This is a genomic window from Micromonospora pisi (assembly GCF_003633685.1).
Classification (GTDB): domain Bacteria; phylum Actinomycetota; class Actinomycetes; order Mycobacteriales; family Micromonosporaceae; genus Micromonospora_G; species Micromonospora_G pisi.
Genome location: NZ_RBKT01000001.1, coordinates 3,848,072 through 3,866,948 on the forward strand (window position 1 = coordinate 3,848,072; position 18,877 = coordinate 3,866,948).

The 18,877-nt window shown below is 69.7% G+C and carries 15 protein-coding genes; 7 read left to right on the forward strand and 8 right to left on the reverse strand.

Annotation, left to right across the window (positions count from 1 at the left end; all coding sequences use genetic code 11):
- Positions 1-7: 7 nt before the first annotated feature.
- The gene (locus tag BDK92_RS16150) at positions 8-1,336 is read right to left on the reverse strand and encodes a Gfo/Idh/MocA family protein (RefSeq protein WP_121157461.1); all 1,329 of its coding nucleotides are present in this window, start codon (positions 1,334-1,336) and stop codon (positions 8-10) included.
- 278 nt (positions 1,337-1,614) lie between these two features.
- Between BDK92_RS16150 and BDK92_RS16155 the strand changes: the two genes are divergently transcribed.
- From BDK92_RS16155 to BDK92_RS16180, 6 genes are all read left to right on the forward strand, one after another.
- Positions 1,615-2,757, forward strand: a complete 1,143-nt coding sequence (locus BDK92_RS16155) for a LacI family DNA-binding transcriptional regulator (protein WP_121162238.1) — start codon at positions 1,615-1,617, stop codon at positions 2,755-2,757.
- 19 nt (positions 2,758-2,776) lie between these two features.
- On the forward strand, positions 2,777-4,129 hold the full coding sequence (locus BDK92_RS16160; protein WP_121157462.1) for an ABC transporter substrate-binding protein: 1,353 nt from the start codon (positions 2,777-2,779) through the stop codon (positions 4,127-4,129).
- Between the two features lie 37 nt (positions 4,130-4,166).
- Positions 4,167-5,150, forward strand: a complete 984-nt coding sequence (locus tag BDK92_RS16165; protein WP_121157463.1) for a carbohydrate ABC transporter permease — start codon at positions 4,167-4,169, stop codon at positions 5,148-5,150.
- The gene (locus BDK92_RS16170) at positions 5,150-6,055 is read left to right on the forward strand and encodes a carbohydrate ABC transporter permease (protein ID WP_121157464.1); all 906 of its coding nucleotides are present in this window, start codon (positions 5,150-5,152) and stop codon (positions 6,053-6,055) included. Before BDK92_RS16165 ends, BDK92_RS16170 begins: the two co-directional genes overlap by 1 nt.
- 94 nt (positions 6,056-6,149) lie before the next feature.
- Complete coding sequence (locus tag BDK92_RS16175; RefSeq protein WP_246017066.1) at positions 6,150-6,806, forward strand: hypothetical protein; 657 nt, start codon at positions 6,150-6,152, stop codon at positions 6,804-6,806.
- 266 nt (positions 6,807-7,072) lie between these two features.
- The gene (locus BDK92_RS16180) at positions 7,073-8,104 is read left to right on the forward strand and encodes an aldo/keto reductase (protein WP_121157465.1); all 1,032 of its coding nucleotides are present in this window, start codon (positions 7,073-7,075) and stop codon (positions 8,102-8,104) included.
- A 104-nt stretch (positions 8,105-8,208) separates the two neighbouring features.
- On the opposite strand, the gene BDK92_RS16185 is transcribed toward BDK92_RS16180, so the two are convergent.
- The 3 genes from BDK92_RS16185 to cysS all read right to left on the reverse strand — a co-directional run bounded on the left by BDK92_RS16185 (position 8,209) and on the right by cysS (position 13,639).
- On the reverse strand, positions 8,209-10,872 hold the full coding sequence (locus BDK92_RS16185) for an Hsp70 family protein (protein WP_121157466.1): 2,664 nt from the start codon (positions 10,870-10,872) through the stop codon (positions 8,209-8,211).
- Between the two features lie 185 nt (positions 10,873-11,057).
- Positions 11,058-12,224 (reverse strand): 23S rRNA (guanosine(2251)-2'-O)-methyltransferase RlmB, encoded by a 1,167-nt coding sequence (rlmB, locus tag BDK92_RS16190; RefSeq protein WP_121157467.1) that lies wholly within the window; start codon positions 12,222-12,224, stop codon positions 11,058-11,060.
- A complete protein-coding gene (gene cysS, locus BDK92_RS16195; RefSeq protein WP_121157468.1) occupies positions 12,224-13,639 on the reverse strand; it encodes a cysteine--tRNA ligase in 1,416 nt (471 codons plus the stop codon). Before cysS ends, rlmB begins: the two co-directional genes overlap by 1 nt.
- A 92-nt stretch (positions 13,640-13,731) precedes the next feature.
- Between cysS and BDK92_RS16200 the strand changes: the two genes are divergently transcribed.
- Positions 13,732-14,388, forward strand: coding sequence for an IclR family transcriptional regulator (locus tag BDK92_RS16200; RefSeq protein WP_211349623.1), 657 nt, complete (start codon positions 13,732-13,734; stop codon positions 14,386-14,388).
- 1 nt (position 14,389) lies between these two features.
- On the opposite strand, the gene BDK92_RS16205 is transcribed toward BDK92_RS16200, so the two are convergent.
- The 4 genes from BDK92_RS16205 to BDK92_RS16220 form a co-directional block, all read right to left on the reverse strand.
- Complete coding sequence (locus tag BDK92_RS16205; RefSeq protein ID WP_170208596.1) at positions 14,390-15,799, reverse strand: class II fumarate hydratase; 1,410 nt, start codon at positions 15,797-15,799, stop codon at positions 14,390-14,392.
- Between the two features lie 216 nt (positions 15,800-16,015).
- Positions 16,016-16,525, reverse strand: a complete 510-nt coding sequence (locus BDK92_RS16210; protein ID WP_211349249.1) for a hypothetical protein — start codon at positions 16,523-16,525, stop codon at positions 16,016-16,018.
- Positions 16,526-16,611: 86 nt separating this feature from the next.
- Positions 16,612-17,013: a hypothetical protein gene (locus BDK92_RS16215; RefSeq protein ID WP_211349251.1), complete on the reverse strand. Its 402-nt coding sequence runs from the start codon at positions 17,011-17,013 to the stop codon at positions 16,612-16,614.
- 109 nt (positions 17,014-17,122) lie between these two features.
- Positions 17,123-18,793, reverse strand: coding sequence for a fumarate hydratase (locus BDK92_RS16220; RefSeq protein WP_121157471.1), 1,671 nt, complete (start codon positions 18,791-18,793; stop codon positions 17,123-17,125).
- Positions 18,794-18,877 lie beyond the last annotated feature (84 nt).

The window sequence follows — 18,877 nt, forward strand, 5'->3', positions numbered from 1 at the left end:
CCTCTGGTCAGGCGATGGTGAGCAGGTCGGCTACGCGGACCGGCTGACCGGTTTCGAAGGAGCGGTTGGCGGCCAGGCCGGTGAGCAGGGCGAGCGCGCCGTCGCGGGCGGTGGCGCCCCGGTCCATCGGGTCGGGGTGACCGCCGAAGAGCACCCCGGTCATCCGTACGTCGGCACCGCCGTGCCCGGTACGGGTGTAGCCGGAGACCGGCACCTGCCGCGCCTGCTCCCAGAACGGCCGGACGGTCAGCTTCGCCCAGCCCTCCTCGATCGCGGCCTGTACGCCGTGCAGCGCGGCGCCCTTGAGTTCACCGGCCGCGTACGGGCTGACGAAGTCGCTCTCCACGACCTCCAGCTCCAGCCGGCCCCGGCTGCCGTTCACCATCACCCGGTAGCCCTCCCAGGGCGCGTACGCGGTCAGGTGGTAGGTCATGGTGGCGCCGTTGGAGTAGCGCGCCAGTACGGACATGTCGTCCTCGATCGTCACTCCGGGGGCGAAGACGTTCTGGTCCCGGTGGTAGCCGTCCTCGGCCTCGGCGTCGAGGTAGAGCGCCCGCAGACGCGGGTGGCTGGCCAGGTGCAGGGCGAACGGGTCACCGGCGGCGGCCGGCGAACCGTGGGCCCGGTCGTAGTCTCGGGCGTAGCCGTGGCGCCGCCCGGTCTCGCCGTAGAAGAAGAGCCGACCGGAGGCGTAGACCTCCTCCGGCACCGCGTCCAGCCACCAGTTGACCAGGTCGAAGTGGTGGCTCGCCTTGTGCACCATCAGGCCGCCGGAGTTGGCCTTCTCCCGGTGCCAGCGCCGGAAGTAGTCGGCGCCGTGGCGGACGTCGAGCAACCACTCGAAGTGGACCGAGCCGATCTCGCCGATCTCGCCCGCGGCCAGCACCTCGCGCACCTTTTCGTGCAACGGGTTGTAGCGGTAGTTGAAGGCCACCGAAACGTTTCGGCCGGTCTCCGCCACCGCGTCGAGTATCCGCTGGCAGCGGGGCACGTCGATGGTCATCGGCTTCTCGGTGATCACGTCCCGACCGGAGCGGAGCGCGGCGACGATGTACTCGTCGTGGACCCGGTCCACGGTGGTCACCAGGACCACGTCGACCCGTTCCTTCTCCAGCATGGTGGTGTAGTCGACGGCCAGATAGGTCGGCACCGAGTCGAAGCCGAGCTCCTCCAGCCACTCGTTGTGCGCATCCATCCGGGCCTGGTTGACGTCGGCGAACGCGACCAGCTCGGCGGTTGCGGGATGGTCGAGTACGAGCGCGCGGACGAACATCTCGGCTCGTGCGCCGGTGCCGACCACGGCGTAACGAAGTCGCTTTCCGGGTTCTGTGGACATCCCGCTCAGCCTCCGTGTGACTGCAAAGGTTTGCAGCCGAAGTAACCACGTGAACGGTGTCGGCGTCAACGATCGACAACAATCCTGTGAATTTCGTACTGATTTGTAAGTCTATGCAGCCATCGAAGGCTGCTGCCCGCAACGAACCCGTAACCAAGGCCCGTTGACACCTGAGCAACCGTTTGCATTAATTGGCCACACCAAACGTGACGACCACCACAACCAGCAGTACCGACGGCCGGTCGGCACCGGCCGAGCCCGGAGACGAAGGGACCCGCGTGCCAGCCACCATCCGAGACGTCGCGCGCGCTTCCGGGGTGCACATCTCCACCGTGTCCCGCACGTTCTCCGCCCCGCACCTGGTCAACTCGGAGACTCGTCTCCGGGTGCTGGCCTGCGCCGAGAACCTCGGCTACCGACCCAACCGGGCCGCCCGCGCACTGATCACCGGCCGTACGCACAACATCGGCCTGATCGTCGCCGACATCGCCAACCCGTTCTTCCCACCCCTGATCAAGGCCGCCGAGAGCCAGGCCCGCCACCGCGACTACCACATCTTCGTGGCCGACACGAACGAAGACCCGGCCGCCGAAGAGGACCTGGTGCACGCCCTGGCCAAGCAGGTCGACGGCATCCTGCTCTGCAGCCCCCGGATGAGCAACAGCCTGATCGAACAGCTCAGCCGCGAGGTGCCACTGGTGGTCATCAACCGCCAGGTGACCGGACTACCGGCAGTGGTGATGGACGTCGGGCAGGGAGCCCGGCTCGCGGTCGAACACCTCACCGGGCTCGGGCACCGCGAACTCGCGCTGCTCGGCGGCCCTCGCGGATCCTGGACCAGCCGGGAAATCCGCCGGGCGGCCACCGCCGCCGCCCGCTCCGCCGACGCGGCGCTGACCGTACTCGGCCCCAACCCACCCACCGAGGGCGGCGGCACCGCGATGGCGGAACAGGTCCGCCGGGCCGGCGCCACCGCCGTCCTCGCCTACAACGACCTGATGGCGATCGGGCTGATCGAAGGGCTCGACACCCTCGGCATCCGGGTGCCCCAGGAGGTCAGCGTCGTCGGCATCGACGACATCGCACTGAGCCGGCTGGTCCGGCCGAAATTGACGACGGTGGCCACGCCAACCGCGGCCGCCGGCCGGACGGCCGTCGACATGCTGCTCCAACACGACAGTGCCGCCGCCCACCGCAACCGGGGCGGCAACCGCACCGTGGCAGCAGACGACCGTCGCACCACCGCACAGGTAATGCTCCAGACCGAACTGGTCATCCGCGACTCGACGGGGCCCCACCGACCGGCCACCCTCGGCCGGAACGGCTCCGCGGCCACCACCACAACCGCTGACCCGGGCCCGCACAGCCCTGCGGACCCGGGCAACACGGCCGCGGTCAACCCCGAAGCTGTCGCCTCCTAACGCCAAGGAGTGAGCGCACATGCACCCCGCAACACCCCCGATGGCGGACGAACGTGCCGCGCATGATCACCGTACCCTCTTCTCCCGACGCGGCCTGATCAGCCGTTTGGTGGCCACGGCCATCACCATTCCGCTCGTTCTCGGCGCCGCGGCCTGCGGCGGGGAGGACGAACCGAGCGACTCCGCGCCGAACGCGCCGGTCGAGCTGTCGGTCTTCTGGTGGGGCGGTGAGGCGCGGGCCAAGCTGACCGAGGACGCCCTCGCCCTCTACACCAGCAAGCACCCGAACGTCACGTTCAAGAAGACCTGGCAGGCCAACCAGGGCTACTTCGACAAGCTCGCCACCCTCACCGCCAGCGGCGACGCCCCGGACATCTTCCAGATCGACGACAACTTCCTCACCGAGTACGCGTCGCGCAACGTCACCCTGGACCTGACCAGCTACAAGGACGACAAGAAGCTCGACGTCACCAAGCTCCCCGAGAGCCTCTGGCAGTACGGCGTCGTCGACGGCAAACTGGCCGGCATCGCCGGCGGTGAGAACACCCAGGGGCTGGTCTACAACAAGACCCTGCTGCAGAAGCACAACCTGCCCGAGCCGACCACCGGCATGAGCTGGGCGGACTTCATCACCTGGGCGGAGAACGTCTCGAAGGTGACCAAGGTCCCCGGCACCATGGACCCGAGCGCCGACTACAAGGCCTTCTGGGTCTGGCTGCGCCAGCAGAACAAGGACCTCTACAAGGGCAAGGAACTCGGTTTCACCGCCGACGACGTGACCAAGTGGTTCGAGCTCTGGAAGGGCGCCCGGGACCGCGGCGCCACCCCGACCGCCGACGTGATCCACGAGGGCAACGCCACCGACATCACCAAACAACTGGTGGTCACCGGCAAGGCCGCGACCTCGTTCGTCTGGGCGAACCAGCTCCCCGAGCTGAAGAAGGCCACCAAGGACGAACTGGGCGTGGTCGCCTACCCCGGCGACCCGAGCGCCCAGTGGGCCCGCGCCGCGCTCTACTACTCCGTCTTCCGGGGCAGCGAGCACAAGGACGTCGCGGTCGACGTACTGAACTTCCTGGTCAACGACCCGGAGGCGGGCAAGATCCTGGGCACCGACCGCGGGTTGCCGTCCAACCTGGACGTACGCAAGTCGGTCAGTGAAGCGGTCACCGACCCGGCGATGAAGCTCTCCATCGCGGTGGAAACCGAGCTGGCCGCCAAGTTCGGTCCGTCCCCGCAGGTGCCGCTGAAGGGACACAGCAAGATCCGGGCCGAGCTGATCAAGGCGGCCGAGGAGGTCCAGTACGGCCGTCAGACCCCGTCCGCGTCGGCCGCCGCCTTCCTGGAGATCTGCAAGAGCGCGATCGCCTGACGATCGGCCGAACGACATACCGGAGAGGAGCCGGCTCGTGGCGTTGACCACGGCGCCCAGCTCGACTCCGCGCGCCACCGGCCCCGTCCGGACCCCCGCTGATCGGCGAGGGTCCGGACGGATCTGGCAGCGCGAGGGTCTGGCCGGGTACGTTTTCCTGTCGCCGTGGCTGATCGGCCTGCTGGCCATCACGGCGGTACCCATGCTCTTGTCGCTCTACCTCAGCTTCACCAACTACGACATCCTCACGCCCTGGTCCGAGGTCGAGTGGGTGGGGCTGACCAACTACGAGCGGATGTTCACCAGCGACGCGTCGTACTGGCACGCGGTGCAGGTGACGCTCGCGTTCGCGCTGATCGCCGTACCGCTCAAGCTGGCCGCCGCCCTCGGCGTCGCGCTGCTGCTCAACCGCGCCTGGCGCGGCGTCGGCCTGTTCCGTGGTCTGTTCTACCTGCCGTCGCTGCTCGGCGGCAGCGTCGCGCTCGCCATCGTCTGGGTCAGCATGTTCAACCGCGACGGTGCGTTCAACTCACTGCTCGGCTTCTTCGGCATCGAGGGCAAGCCCTGGGTGAACGACCCGGAGTGGGCACTGGAAACCCTGATGGTGCTCGCCATCTGGCAGTTCGGCGCACCAATGGTGATCTTCCTGGCCGGCCTCAAGCAGGTACCGACCGAGCTCTACGAGGCCGCCTCGGTGGACGGCGCCGGCAAGATCCGGCAGTTCGTCAGCGTCACCCTGCCGATGCTCTCACCGGTCATCTTCTTCAACCTGGTGCTGGAGACCATCAACGGCTTCCAGGGCTTCACCTCGGCGTTCGTGCTCAGCAACGGCACCGGCGGCCCGGTCGACTCCACCCTGATGTACACCCTGAACCTCTACATCAAGGGCTTCGTCGACCTGGAGATGGGCTACGCCTCGGCGATGGCCTGGGTCTTCCTGCTCGCCATCGCGGTCATCACCGTCGTGCTCTTCAGCACCGGCCGGTTCTGGGTGCACTACTCCGACGGGGAGGAACGCTGATGGTCACCGAAACCGCGGCCCCGGCCGCGCCCCCGGGTGCGGCCCCGGCGCTCTCCCGGCGGCCCGGACGCACCGGCCGGCACATCGGCCGGCTGCTCATCCTGGTCGCCATCCTCGCCCTGGTGCTCTACCCGCTCTTCTGGATGATCGGTACGTCGCTCAAGTCACCGGAGGAGATCGTCAACAACATCGGGCTGCTGCCGAGGGAGCTCACCCCCGGCAACTACCCCGACGGCTGGCGCAACTTCGACGTCAGCTTCGGCCGGTTCTTCGTCAACAGCGCGATGGTCAGCCTGCTCACCGTGCTCGGCAATGCGATCTCCTGCCTGCTCGCCGCGTACGCCTTCGCCCGGCTGCGGTTCCGGCTGCGGGGTTTCTGGTTCGCGATCATGATCGGAACCCTGCTTCTCCCCGGTCACGTGCTGATCGTGCCGCAGTACATCCTGTTCCGGACCTTCGACATGGTCGGCGGGCCGTGGCCGTACCTGCCGCTGGTGGTGCCGCAGTTCCTCGCCACGGAGGCGTTCTTCGTCTTCCTGATGGTCCAGTTCATCCGGGGAATTCCCCGCGAGCTGGACGAGGCGGCGAAGATCGACGGGGCGAGCCCGTTCGGCATCTTCCGGCACGTCATCCTGCCGCTGAGCCGTCCGGCGCTGGTCACCACCGCGATCTTCTCGTTCATCTGGACCTGGAACGACTTCTTCCGGCAACTGGTCTACCTCTCCGACCTGGAGGACTACACCGTCCCGGTGGCGCTCACCCTCTTCATCGACTCCACCAGTCAGAGCGCGGTCGGTCCGATGTTCGCCATGTCCGTACTCTCCCTGCTGCCGGTCTTCCTCTTCTTCGTAGCCTTCCAACGGATGCTGGTGGAGGGCCTGAACACCACCGGCCTGAAAGGCTGAAATCGAAGGAAGGGCCCCTTGTTATCGCTTTCCGATGTAGAAGGGGCCCTTCCTAACGCTTGGTTTGGCTGGCGGCGGAGGGTAGGTACGGGTGATGGGTGAGGTGGCTCGGGGTGGCGGGGGATGGCCGGAGGAGCCGGGCGGATCGGTGGCCCGGCGCCCCGACTGGCGGGACACCCTGCGCAACGCCAGCGACCTCGCCCTGGTCGGCATCCTCACCACCGTCGCCGCGCTCCCGGTGCTGACCGCGGGTGCCGCGGTCGCCACCGCCAGCGCCGCCGTACACCACTGGAGCGAGCACGAGAGCTGGCCCGGCGTACGTCCGGTGCTGCGCGGCTTTGTCCGCGCACTGCTCCCCGGCGCTGCGGCCACCCTGGTCGCCGCCGGCACCGCCGCCCTGTTCACGGTGAACCTGCTGGCTCTGCACCGGGGCGTCGTGCCCGGTGGCGCGGTCCTGATCGCGGTGACCGCCCTGCTGGCCGCGACGGTGGCCGGACTCGCCGGACTGACCGTGGTGCAGCTTGGCCGGCAGCACGGTCATGGCTGGCGGGAGGCCGTACGGCAGGCCGGACGGATGGCCGTGGCCCGACCGGTGGTGCCGCTCGCCCTGGCCGGCGTCCTGGCGCTGGTGGCCGTACTCTGCGGGCTGATCCTGCCGTTGATCACGCCGATCCTGGCCGGTTACGCCCTGCTCGCCCTGCACGCGACCGTACGGCGGATCGAGAGCGCCGTACCGACGAGCAGGGCCTGAACCGCCCTTTCTCCGGTGCGCTTAAGGCGACGCGCCCGCCCGCCGGGCGAGCTGTCGTCGTACTCCTTCGCGGTGTTGTCGGCCCAGGTCGGGCGGGCAAACAGCTATGTGTCTGCTACTCCACCACGGGTGTAACATTCCGCCGGACACTCTGTCCGACGTCATGCCGGACACCCTGTCCGACAGGACGGGCGACGCGAAATCCTCGCCTCGTCCGACGGGAACAACCGGGCACCCGACACGAAACCACCGACGAGGAGTAACGGATGAAATACCGCCTTCTGGGACGCACCGGAGTCTGGGTCTCCGAGATCTCCCTTGGCGCGATGACCTTCGGCGGCAAGGACCACCCGATCTACCGGACGTTGGGTGGTCTACAGCTCGACGAGGTCGACCGGATGGTCGGCACGGCCCTCGACGCCGGCATCAACTTCATCGACACGGCCGACATCTACAGCGACGGCGAGTCCGAGGAACTGCTCGGCCAGGCCCTCAAGCAGCGTCGGCGCGACGTCGTGCTCGCCACCAAGCTGCACGCCCCGACCGGCCCCGGACCCAACGACAACGGGCTGTCCCGGCTCCACGTGATGCAGGCGCTGGAGGACAGCCTGCGCCGGCTGGACACCGACCACATCGACCTGTACCAGGTGCACAACTTCGACCACATCACGCCGATCGAGGAGACGCTCGCCGCCCTCGACGACGCGGTACGCCAGGGCAAGGTCCGCTACATCGGTTGCGCCAACCTCGCCGCCTGGCAGATCAGCCGGGCGCTGGGCGTCTCCGCCCTGCACAACCAGTCCGCCTTCGTATCCGTCCAGGCCTACTACTCGCTGGTCGGCCGCGACGCCGAACGGGACCTGCTGCCGATGGCCCAGGCCGAGGGCCTCGGGATGACGGTCTGGAGCCCGCTGGCCGGCGGCTTCCTCGCCGGCAAGGTCGACCGCACCGGTGCCGTGACCGACGGGGGCTCCCGCCGCAACCAGGACGGTTACGCCCAGTTCCCGCCGATCGACCAGGAACGCGGTCACGACGTGGTCGACGTGGTCCGGACCGTCGCCGTCCGGCACGGGGTGAGCCCCGCCCAGGTGTCACTCGCCTGGCTGCTCGCCCAGCGCGGCGTCACCAGCGTCATCGCCGGCGCCCGCCGGCTCGACCAGCTCGCGGACAACATCGCCGCCAGCGACCTGACGCTGACCGACCAGGACCTCACCGAACTCGACCAGGTGAGCGCCCTTCCGCCGGCGTACCCGAACTGGATCCAGGCGGCCTTCGCCCCGGCCCGGACGCCCCGGTAACCGCTGGCCCGGTCAGCCCCACCTCGAGTGGATCGGCGGCGGACGTACCGGAAGATCCGGTGTGCCGCCGCCGACCCGTTCAGCCAACCGAACCGTCTACGCCGCTACTTCTCGACAAAGCTCCGGAAGACCATTGTCGACTTGCCCGGGCAGACGATCACCGAGCTGTTCCACGAGCAACTTGCCGCCCGCACGCCCTTCAACTCGCCCAGCTCGATCAGATCGGACGAGCTGACCCGCACCCCGGCCACACTCACGTCGGTGACGTTGGTGGAAGGGTCATCGGCGAAGAGCAGCAGGTTGCCGCCGTCGAGCCGAACCGCGACCCCCTCCCGGCTGATCACTGTGGTGCCGTCCGGCCGGTAGAGGGTCGCGGTGTCCGGCGTACCGCCACCGACCAGCACATGTTCACCGACCGGTAGCAGGGATTCGGCACCGGCGGCCGGCTTGCGCCACATCTTCTCCCCGTCCCCCGGCTTGGTCGCTATCGACACCAGTTCCGTGGTGTCGGCGGCGAAGTTCTTCCGGTCCAGCAGACAGAGCCGCTCCCGGCCACAGGCCACCAGCCGGTCCGGGTAGTGCTGATCGTCGCCGGTGTAGAGGATGGTCGGCTCCCCCATCCGCGCCAGGTCGTACGCGGCGACCCGGTACCCGCCCTCCTTCGGCGCGACATAGAGCCGGCCGTCATGGGCCACAACCATGTCGTCGGGGTCGGCCACCCCCTTGGCGCTCTTGAGCACCTCACCGCTGTCGGCGTCGATCACCCGGGCCGACCGGTTCACATCGATCTGCACGATCCGCGGGTCCTTGCCCCCGTACGAGAGTCGTCGACCGTCCGTACCGGCGGCGACCCCCAGGTCCTCCGGCACCGTCACCGGGTGGACGGAGGTCGGCGAGTTGCCGGCCGGGCCGGACGGAATGGGCTCGCCCCAACGCCGCTTGCCGGTACGCAGGTCCAGCCCGACGAGCTGTTGCGCGGTCCGGTCGACCAGCACCAGTGTGCGTTCGAAGTAGAGGACCGAGTCGTCGCCGTGGACGTCGCGCCCCCACAGCCGCTTGCCGTTCGCCGGGTCGAGCACACTCAGCTCACGCGGATCGGCCCGGCCCGTCGCGTCGGCCAGCAGCACCAGCCCGTTCGGCACGGCGGCGATGCCCGCCCAGCGCTCGGCGGTGCCATCGCTCTTCACCTGCCACGCGCGCGTACCCGTGCTGGCCTTGGCCGCGATCACCTCCAGCCGCTTGTCCTCCCGCTCGTACGCCAGATAGGCCCGGTCCCCGACCAGCGCGGTGTAGGTGTAGTACGGGTTCTCCTCCTCGAACGGAATGCCTCCACCGAGGTCGCGGAAGTTGTCGAACGCCACGTCGTCGTACCCGCCCCGGTTGAGGTAGAGCACCGCCGCCGCGACCACGCCGACCAGGGCCAGCACGGCCGCCGCCCCGGTCCAGACCGCACGCCGCCCGCGCCACGCGCCGCCCCGACCCGCCGACGGGTACGCCGCACCGCCCGCGCCCGTCCCGCCCACCGGAAGCCCGGAGATCGGCATCCCGGCGGAACTTGGCGGCCCGGAAACCGGCGGCCCGGAAACCCGCACCTCGGGAACCGGTGTGGCCGAACCCGCGCCACCGGCAGCGGTCACGATTTCCGCCAGCGCCCCCTCCGCCACCGGCAACTCGGGCTGCTCCAGCACCGTCGGCGCCACGCCCAACTCCGCGTGCAGCAACCGGGCCACCAGCGGCACCCGCGACGAGCCGCCGACCAGGAACAACCCGGCCAACTGATCGGGCCGCAACCCGCAGTGCCCGATCACCGACGCCGCTTCGAAGACCGCCCGACGCAGCAGCGGAGTGGCAAGTCGTTCCAGTTCCTCCCGGGTCAGGTGGACCGCCTGTTCCACGCCGGGTACGGCAACCGGCGCCACCGTGGTCCGGGAGAGCATCTCCTTCGCACCGCGTACGTCATCCCAGAACTGCCGCCGGTCCCGCCAGGCGGTCGTACTCTCCGGCTGTGCCAGCCGCTGCCACGCCTGCGGCGCCGCCGTGCCGACCAGCCGACCGAGATGGTCGACCAGCGCCGCGTCCAGGTCGAGGCCGCCCAGCTCCGGCAACCCGCCCGAGCCGACCACCACGAACCGTGGTCGTCCACTGTGGTCCAGCCCGTCGTTGCGTACGACGGCGATGTCCAACGTTCCGCCGCCGAAGTCGAAGACCGCGAGGGCTGCCCCCACCGGCACCGGACGCCGCAGCACGTCGACGAAGTACCGGGCCGCCGCCACCGGCTCCGCCACCAGACGGGTCCCACCGCCACCCGGCACAGGAGCGGACCCTTCGGCCACCACCGGCGGCCAACCGGCCCGTTGCACCGCCGTGGCCAACGCGCCTCGTCGTCGTGCGCCCCAACTCGCCGGGTACGTCAGCACCGCCGGCGGCAGGAAACCCACCGCCTCGACCGCGGCCTGCGCCACCGCGCGCAGCAGCCCGCCGAGAAGGTCCACTGTGGCCATCTCGGCGTCGCCGAGCAACACCCCCGGCTCGTCGATCCGCCGCTTCGGGTTCGGGTCGTAACGGCCGGGATCCGCCTGGGCCAGCCGCTGTGCGTCCCGCCCCACGTGCAGCAGACCCGCCTGGTCGAGGAAGACCCCGGAGGGCATGACCGGCTGCCCGTCGAAGAGCAGCGGCCGGGTTCGCCCGTCCGGCCAGCGCAGCACCGCCACCGTGTTGGACGTACCGAGGTCGACGCCGAGTGCGTAGCCGCCGTCCTGCCCTGCCATCTGCCGACTCCTCCGGGGCGAGGGATTACCCGGCCCCGCATGCTACGGCCAGCGCGCAGCAGCACCGTGCCCCGCCGACAGGCGTCAGCCAGCGGACTGCAAAGAGTTGGGCCCGCCGTGACCGGCGCGGGAATCAAGCCTGACGGCCCGCGCCGGGCACGGCGGGCCCAAGCCCACCGAGCAGATCAGAGAGCGGTACGCCGCCGAGCCACCTCGGCCAACGTCACCGCCGCCGCCACACTGGCGTTCAGCGACTCGACCTCGGACATCATCGGAATGCTCACCCGCAGGTCGCAGGTTGCCCCGACCAGCCGGGACAGGCCACGCCCCTCCGAGCCGACCACCACGACCAACGGTCCGGCAGCCGCCTCGAGGTCGTACAGATCGGTGTCGCCGTCGGCGTCCAGGCCGACCACGACGAAGCCGGCCTCCTGGCACGCCTTCAGCGACCGGGTGAGGTTGATCACCTGGCTGACCGGCACCCGGGCAGCGGCACCGGCACTGGTCCGCCACGCGGTGGCGGTGATGCCCGCGGCCCGGCGCTCCGGTACGAAGATCCCCTGCGCGCCGAAGGCGGCCGCCGACCGGATCACCGCGCCGAGGTTACGCGGATCGGTCACCCCGTCGAGCGCGACCAGCAACGGGGCGGTCTGCTCCAGCGACGCGTTGACCAGGTCCTCGAACGGCTGGTACGCGAACGGCGGCACCTGGATGCCGACGCCCTGGTGCAGCACGCCGCCGGTCATCCGGTCCAGCTCGGCCCGGCTGATCTCCAGAATCGCGATGCCACGGTCGGCGGCGATCCGGACCAGCTCGTTCACCCGGTCATCGATCTCGATGCCCTGGGCCACGTAGAGCGCGGTCGCCGGCACGTTCGCCCGCAGCGCCTCGACCACCGGGTTCCGCCCGACCAGCAGCTCCGGTACGTCCTTGGCCGGGTGTGACTTGCGTCCCGGGGCGACCCGGGGACCCGACCGGCCCGGCTGCTTGGCAGCACCGCGCCCGCCGGCACCACGCCCGGCTCCCGCGCCGCGAGCCGCCCCGGCGGCACCCCGGCCACCTCGGCCGGTCCCGCCGCCACCGGCGCCCCAGGTGGTGTCCTTGCTGCCCGGCTGGCCGATCTTCGGGGCCCGGCCCTCCTCGGCCGCCGTCCGGCGCTCCTTCTCCTGCTTCCAGGCAGTGCGCTGGGGCAGCTGTTCGGTGCCGGAGTAACCCTTGTGCCACGGACGCTCGTCGGCGGGCAGGGTCCGGCCCCGGCCAGCGAGGCTGGCCCGGTTCTTCCCACCGGATCCGGCGGGTGCGCCCTTCTTGGCGGTGACCCGCCTGCCACGGCGCTGTGAGTTGCCGGCCATCAGTCCTGTTCTCCGATCGTCCATCGCGGTCCGTGCGGGGTGTCCTCGACGACGACACCAGCTCTCCTGAGCTGGTCCCGTACCCCGTCTGCGGCGGCCCAGTCCTTGCGTGCCCGGGCCTGCGTACGCTGTTCCAACGCCAACGCGACCAGCGCGTCGACGACATCACGCAGCTCGCCGTCCTGCCCGCTTCCGGCGAAGGCCGGGTCAAGCGGGTCGACACCGAGCAGGTCCAGCATCGTGCGGACCGCGACCAGCGTACTGCGGATGGCGTCGTCGTCGCCTTCGGCCAGCGCGTTGTTGCCGTCACGGAGGGCGTCATGCAGCGCGGCGAGGGCGGCCGAGGTGTTCAGGTCGTCGTCCATCGCGGCAGCGAACGCCGCCGGCACCGCACCCAGACCGCCCGGCCCGACCCGCTCCACCGCCCGCTGTACGAAGCCCTCGATCCGCCGGTAGGCCACCGCGGCCTCGCCCAGCGCCTCGTCGGAGTAGTCGATCCGGGACCGGTAGTGCGGCGAGGCCAGGTAGTAGCGCAACTCCACCGGGCGTACGCCGAGCCCGGCGACGTGGGCCAGGTCGAGCGCGTTCCCGAGGGACTTGCCCATCTTCGAGTCGCCGAGGTTGAGCAGACCGTGGTGCACCCAGTAGCGGGCGAACGGCAGCCCGGCAGCCCGGGACTGGGCCAGTTCGTTCTCGTGGTGCGGGAAGACCAGGTCGAGACCGCCGCCGTGGATGTCGAACTCGGCGCCGAGGTAGCGCCAGCACATGGCCGAGCACTCGATGTGCCAGCCGGGCCGGCCGCGGCCCCACGGCGACGGCCAGGAGGCCCCAGCCGGTTCCTCCGGTTTGATCCCCTTCCAGAGCGCGAAGTCACGGGGATCCCGCTTGCCCCGTCCCGGCTCGTCCGTGTTCGCCTGCACCGCATCCGGCTGCTGGCCGGAAAGTACGCCGTAGTCGGGATCCGACTGGACGTCGAAGTAGACGTCACCCGAGTCGTCGCCGGCCGGGTAAGCGTGCTTGGCCTCGATCAGGGCCTCGATCAGCTCGTGCATCTCCGGGATGTGCCCGGTCGCCCTCGGCTCGTACGTCGGCGGCAGCACGTTCAGCGTCCGGTACGCACCGGCCAGGATGACCTCGTTGGCGTACGCGATCGACCAGAACGGGCGGCCCTGCTCCTCCGCCTTGGCCAGCAGCTTGTCTTCGATGTCGGTGACGTTGCGGATGAACGTCACGTCGAGGCCGGCGTGCGTCAGCCAGCGGCGCAGCACGTCGTAGTTGACCCCGGAACGAAGGTGGCCGATGTGCGGCGGCCCCTGGAGGGTGAGACCACACAGATAGACCCCCACCTTGCCGGGCTGCAGCGGGACGAAGTCCCGCACCGATCGGGTGGCGGTGTCATATAGGCGTAGCGTCACCGCACCAGGGTAACGGTCACCGGTTCCGGCCGTTGTACGCGCGCGGCCCCAACCGTGGTCCGGAACCGCGATCCGACCACTCCCGCCGTACGCTGCCTGGTGTGGAGGCGACGGGCCGCGTGGGCGAGACCGCACAGACCCTGGACCGGGGCCTGCGCCTGCTGCACCTGGTCGCCGACGCACCCGGCGGATTGACCGTGACCGAGGCGGCGAACCGCCTCGGCGTCGGCCGGGCGGTGGTGTACCGGCTGATCGGCTCGCTCAGCCAGCACGGCATGGTGCGACGGGACAACAGCGGCCGGTTACGACTCGGAGTCGGGTTGCTGCACCTGGCCCGCCGGGCGCAACCACTGCTCGCCGAGGGGGCGCTACCGGCACTGCGCCGACTGGCCGAACAGGCGGGCGCGACCGCCCACCTGACCGTGGTCGAGGGGGGCGAGGCGGTGGCGATCGCGGTCGTCGAACCGAGCTGGACCTCGTTCCACGTCGCCTACCGCACCGGATACCGACACGCGCTGGACCGGGGGGCCGCCGGGCAGGCGATCCTCGCCGGGCGCGCGGGGCAGCCGGATCCGGTCGCGAGCAGCGGCGAACTGCAACCCGGGGCGTACGGGGTGGCGGCGCCGGTGCTCGGCGTACCGGGTCTGGAGGCGAGCGTCGGTGTGGTGGCGCTCGCCCCACTGGCCGTATCCACCGTCGGCGAACAGGTGAGCACCGCCGCCCGCGCGATCGGCCAGGCACTCGCCTGACTCAGGGGTGGGTCATGCGGAGGACGTCGAGGGCCTGGTCGAGTTGTTCCTCGGTGAGTTTTCCGGCGTCGACATGGCCACGGCTGAGCACCACGGCCTTGATCGTCGACTCGGTCGCCAGCGCCTCCTTGGCGATCGAGGCGGCCTCGTCGTAGCCGAGGTAGCGGTTGAGTGGGGTGACCACCGAGGGCGAGCCTTCGGCGTACGCCAGGGCCACCTCCGCGTTCGCGACCAGACCGGCCACGCAACGGTCGGCCAGCAGGCGGCTCGCCGCAGCCAGCAACCGGATGGATTCCAGCAGGTTGCGGCCCATCACCGGGAGCATCACGTTGAGTTCGAAGTCGCCCTGTGACCCGGCGAAACCGACAGTGGCGTCGTTGCCGATGACCTGTGCGCTGACCTGGCGGACCGCCTCGCAGACCACCGGATTGACCTTGCCGGGCATGATCGACGAGCCGGGCTGGAGGTCGGGGATCTGCAACTCGCGCAGCCCGGCCCGGGGGCCGGAGCCCATCCACCGGATGTCGTTAGCGATCTTGTAAAGGCCAACCGCGATCGTACGGAGCTGCCCGGACGCCTCCACCAGCGCGTCCCGCGCTCCCTGCGCCTCGAAGTGGTTGCCCGCTTCGGTCACCGGCACACCGGTCTGCTCACGCAGCTTCGCGATCACCGCCGGGGCGAACCCGACCGGGGTGTTGATCCCGGTGCCGACCGCCGTACCGCCGAGCGGCAGCTCGGCCAGCCGGGGCAGAACCGACCGCATCCGCTCGACGCCGTACCGGACCTGTGCGGCGTAACCCGAGAACTCCTGCCCCAGGGTGATCGGGGTGGCGTCCATCAGGTGGGTACGACCGGCCTTCACCACGGTCGAGAACTCCTCCACCTTGGAACGCAGCGTCTGCTCCAGGTGCTCCAGGGCCGGCACCAGGTCCTGGATCACCGACTGGGTAGCGGCCAGGTGAATCGACGAGGGGAAGACGTCGTTGCTCGACTGGGAGGCGTTCACGTCGTCGTTGGGGTGGACGTCGCGGCCCAGCTCACGGGTGGCCAGGGTGGCGATCACCTCGTTGGCGTTCATGTTCGACGAGGTGCCGGACCCGGTCTGGAAGACGTCCACCGGGAACTGGTCGTCGTAACCACCGTCGGCCACGTGCGCCGCCGCGACCGCGATCGCCGCGGCGACCTCGGCGTTGATCACGCCAAGATCGGCGTTGACCTGGGCCGCCGCACCCTTGATCTGAGCCAGGGCGCGAATGTGCGCCGGCTCCAGTCCCCGCCCGGAGATGGGGAAGTTCTGCACCGCCCGCTGGGTCTGGGCCCGCCACAACGCCTCGGCGGGGACCTCGACCTCGCCCATGGAGTCCCGCTCGACGCGGTAACCCGCTGTCCCTGGTGTGCTCACGTATCCCATCCTGCACCGCGAGGCGGCGCCCCGCAGGAAGGAACCACGGTTGGCGCGGTCACAGGAGAGCAGCCAGAGGTGCCGACCCCAAGTCGGACCGACTTGTTGGGCGTGAGGCGGGAAGGTAGGGTAAAACCGCCAGGAGCAGTAGTTCCTTGGAAGTGAGCCCGGCAGCCTTCCGGACGGTAGGTGGGCCGGGTTTCGCGCATCAGCGGCCGAAAAAGCTCAGACCTCTCGTACGTCCGTGACGATCTGGTTCACGGTCGCACGCCATCGGCCGCCTTTCGCCCAGCACCAGGCCACCGCATCAGGTATCGCCAGCAGTTCCTCCTCATGGGCACGGAGGTGGTAGTACCGGAGCGGCTCGACCATGCCCGCCATTCGTACCTGACGGAACAGCAACTGCCGGTCGGCGTCGAGAGTCGAGTCGTCACGTTCCAGCACCAGGCGTGCCGCGTTGATTTTCGCAAGGTCGGCCACCAACTCGACGAGGCACGCATCCCTCGCGGCCTTGGTATTCCGTTGACCGGTCGCGTCGTAGACGACGGCCCGGACACCCAGTTCGACGACAGCAGCGAGAATCTGTCGCCGCCGCGCGTCGCTCTCCTTGTGGAAATGGATCCTGCGCTGCCCCGGCAGGACCAGTCGTTGGATCGCCTGACGGGCGGGGGCGAGGTCGGCGGGCAGCACCACGGCGGCGGCGACCAGCAGCCCTCGCTGCTTCGTCTCATCCACGAACACATGCGCGTGCAGGCGACTCTCCCCCTTCCAAGGTCATCTGTACCGATCGCGACGGGTCGCCCGCCTCGCGGTCCGACGATTCACGACGCGCGGTGCCGCAGGCTCTGCAAGGACGCTCCGGTCGCGCTCACCAGGAAGAAGGCCCAGCCGTTGCGGTGCGGGCTGACGTCAGGGTTGTAGTGCGCGACGATCGCCCGGGCGGCTTCGCTGGGAGTCCGGAACGCGCGGTCGGCCAACGGACCCGAGGTGATCTCGATCCGGTTCGGCCCCGGAATGAAGATCGCCTGTGTGCGGTGGCCGGCGTAGTCGGCGTGGACCCGCACCGGGTCCGGTTCTCCGTCTGCGACGGCTGGCGGCAAGGCGGCTGCCGGTTGGCTCTGCTCCACCAACCGGGCCACCACCTGCCCCTTGCTCAACCCGGCGATGCTGGCCGCGAACTCCAGCAGCCGATCCGTGGCGTCGTCAATCTCGATCTGCGGCACGCCATCACCCCCTCGTCGGGCATGACGGTACCAGCTGTGAGCATCTACACAACTGAAAAATCTGCCGAGGGCCCCTCTTTCTCCAAAGTTCTTGGAAAACTTTGGAGAATCAGCGCCGACCGACGGTCAGGACCGGCTTGGTGACCTCGGAGAAGAAGTCGTTGCCCTTGTCGTCGACGACGATGAAGGCGGGGAAGTCCTCGACCTCGATCCGCCAGATCGCCTCCATGCCCAGCTCGGGGTATTCCAGCACCTCGACATGCTTGATGCAGTCCTGGGCTAGTCGGGCGGCCGGGCCGCCGATCGAGCCGAGGTAGAAGCCGCCGTGCTCGTGGCAGGAGCGGGTGACCTGGCCGGACCGGTTGCCCTTGGCGAGCATCACCTGCGAACCACCGGCCGCCTGGAACCGCTCCACGTAGGCGTCCATCCGTCCGGCCGTGGTCGGCCCGAACGAACCCGAGGCGTAGCCCTCGGGGGTCTTCGCCGGGCCGGCGTAGTAGACCGCGTGATCGCGCAGGTACTGCGGCATCGGCTCACCGGCATCCAGCCGCTCGGCGATCTTCGCGTGGGCGATGTCCCGGGCGACCACCAGCGGGCCGGAGAGCGAGAGCCGGGTCTTCACCGGATACTTCGACAGCTCGGCCCGGATCTCGTCCATCGGCCGGTTGAGGTCGATCCGGACCACATCGGAACCGGCCTCGAGCTGGGTGTCGGTGACGTCGGGCAGGAACCGCGCCGGGTCGGTCTCCAGCCGCTCGAGCCAGACTCCGGACGGCGTGATCTTGGCCACCGCCTGCCGGTCCGCCGAGCAGGAGACCGCGATCGCCACCGGGCAGGAGGCGCCGTGCCGGGGCAGCCGGACCACCCGTACGTCGTGGCAGAAGTAGCGGCCACCGAACTGGGCGCCGATGCCGAACTGACGGGTCAGCTCCAGCACCTCCGCCTCGAGTTCGAGGTCGCGGAACCCGTGCGCGAGCATCGAGCCCTCGGTGGGCAGCGCGTCGAGGTACTTCGCCGAGGCCAACTTCGCCGTCTTGAGCGCGTACTCGGCGGAGGTGCCGCCGATCACGATGGCCAGGTGGTACGGGGGGCAGGCGGCGGTGCCGATCAGCCGCAGCTTCTCCTCCAGGAACTGCATCATCCTGGTCGGATTGAGCAGTGCCTTCGTCTCCTGGTAGAGGTACGACTTGTTGGCGGAGCCACCGCCCTTGGCCATGAACAGGAACTTGTACGCGTCCGGGTGCCCGTCCGGGTCCTCGGCGTAGATCTCGACCTGGGCTGGCAGGTTGCTGCCGGTGTTGCGCTCTTCCCACATGGTGAGCGGCGCGAGCTGGGAGTAGCGCAGGTTCAGCCGGGTGTACGCCTGGTAGACGCCCCGGGAGACCGCCTCGTGGTCCGAGCCGTCGGTCAGCACGTGCCGGCCACGCTTGCCCATCACGATCGCGGTGCCGGTGTCCTGGCACATCGGCAGCACCCCGCCGGCCGCGATGTTCGCGTTGCGCAGCAGGTCGAGCGCGACGAAGCGGTCGTTCGGCGAGGCGGCCGGGTCGTCGATGATGGCCCGTAGCTGGGCCAGGTGTGCGGGGCGGAGGAAGTGGGCGATGTCGTGCATCGCCTCGGCGGTCAACGCGGTCAGCGCGGCGGGCTCCACGGTCAGGAATCGCCGGCCACCCGGCCCGTGTACCACGTCGACGCCCTCGTCGGTGATCAGCCGATATTCGGTCTGGTCGGCGCCGACGGGGAGCAAGGGAGCGTAGGAGAACGCGGCGGCACTGCTCATGAGCGGAAAGCCTAGGCCAGTCGACCGGAACCGTCCTAGCCGCCGGTCACCTCCCGCATCGTCCGGGTCGTCCGTCGTGTGCTT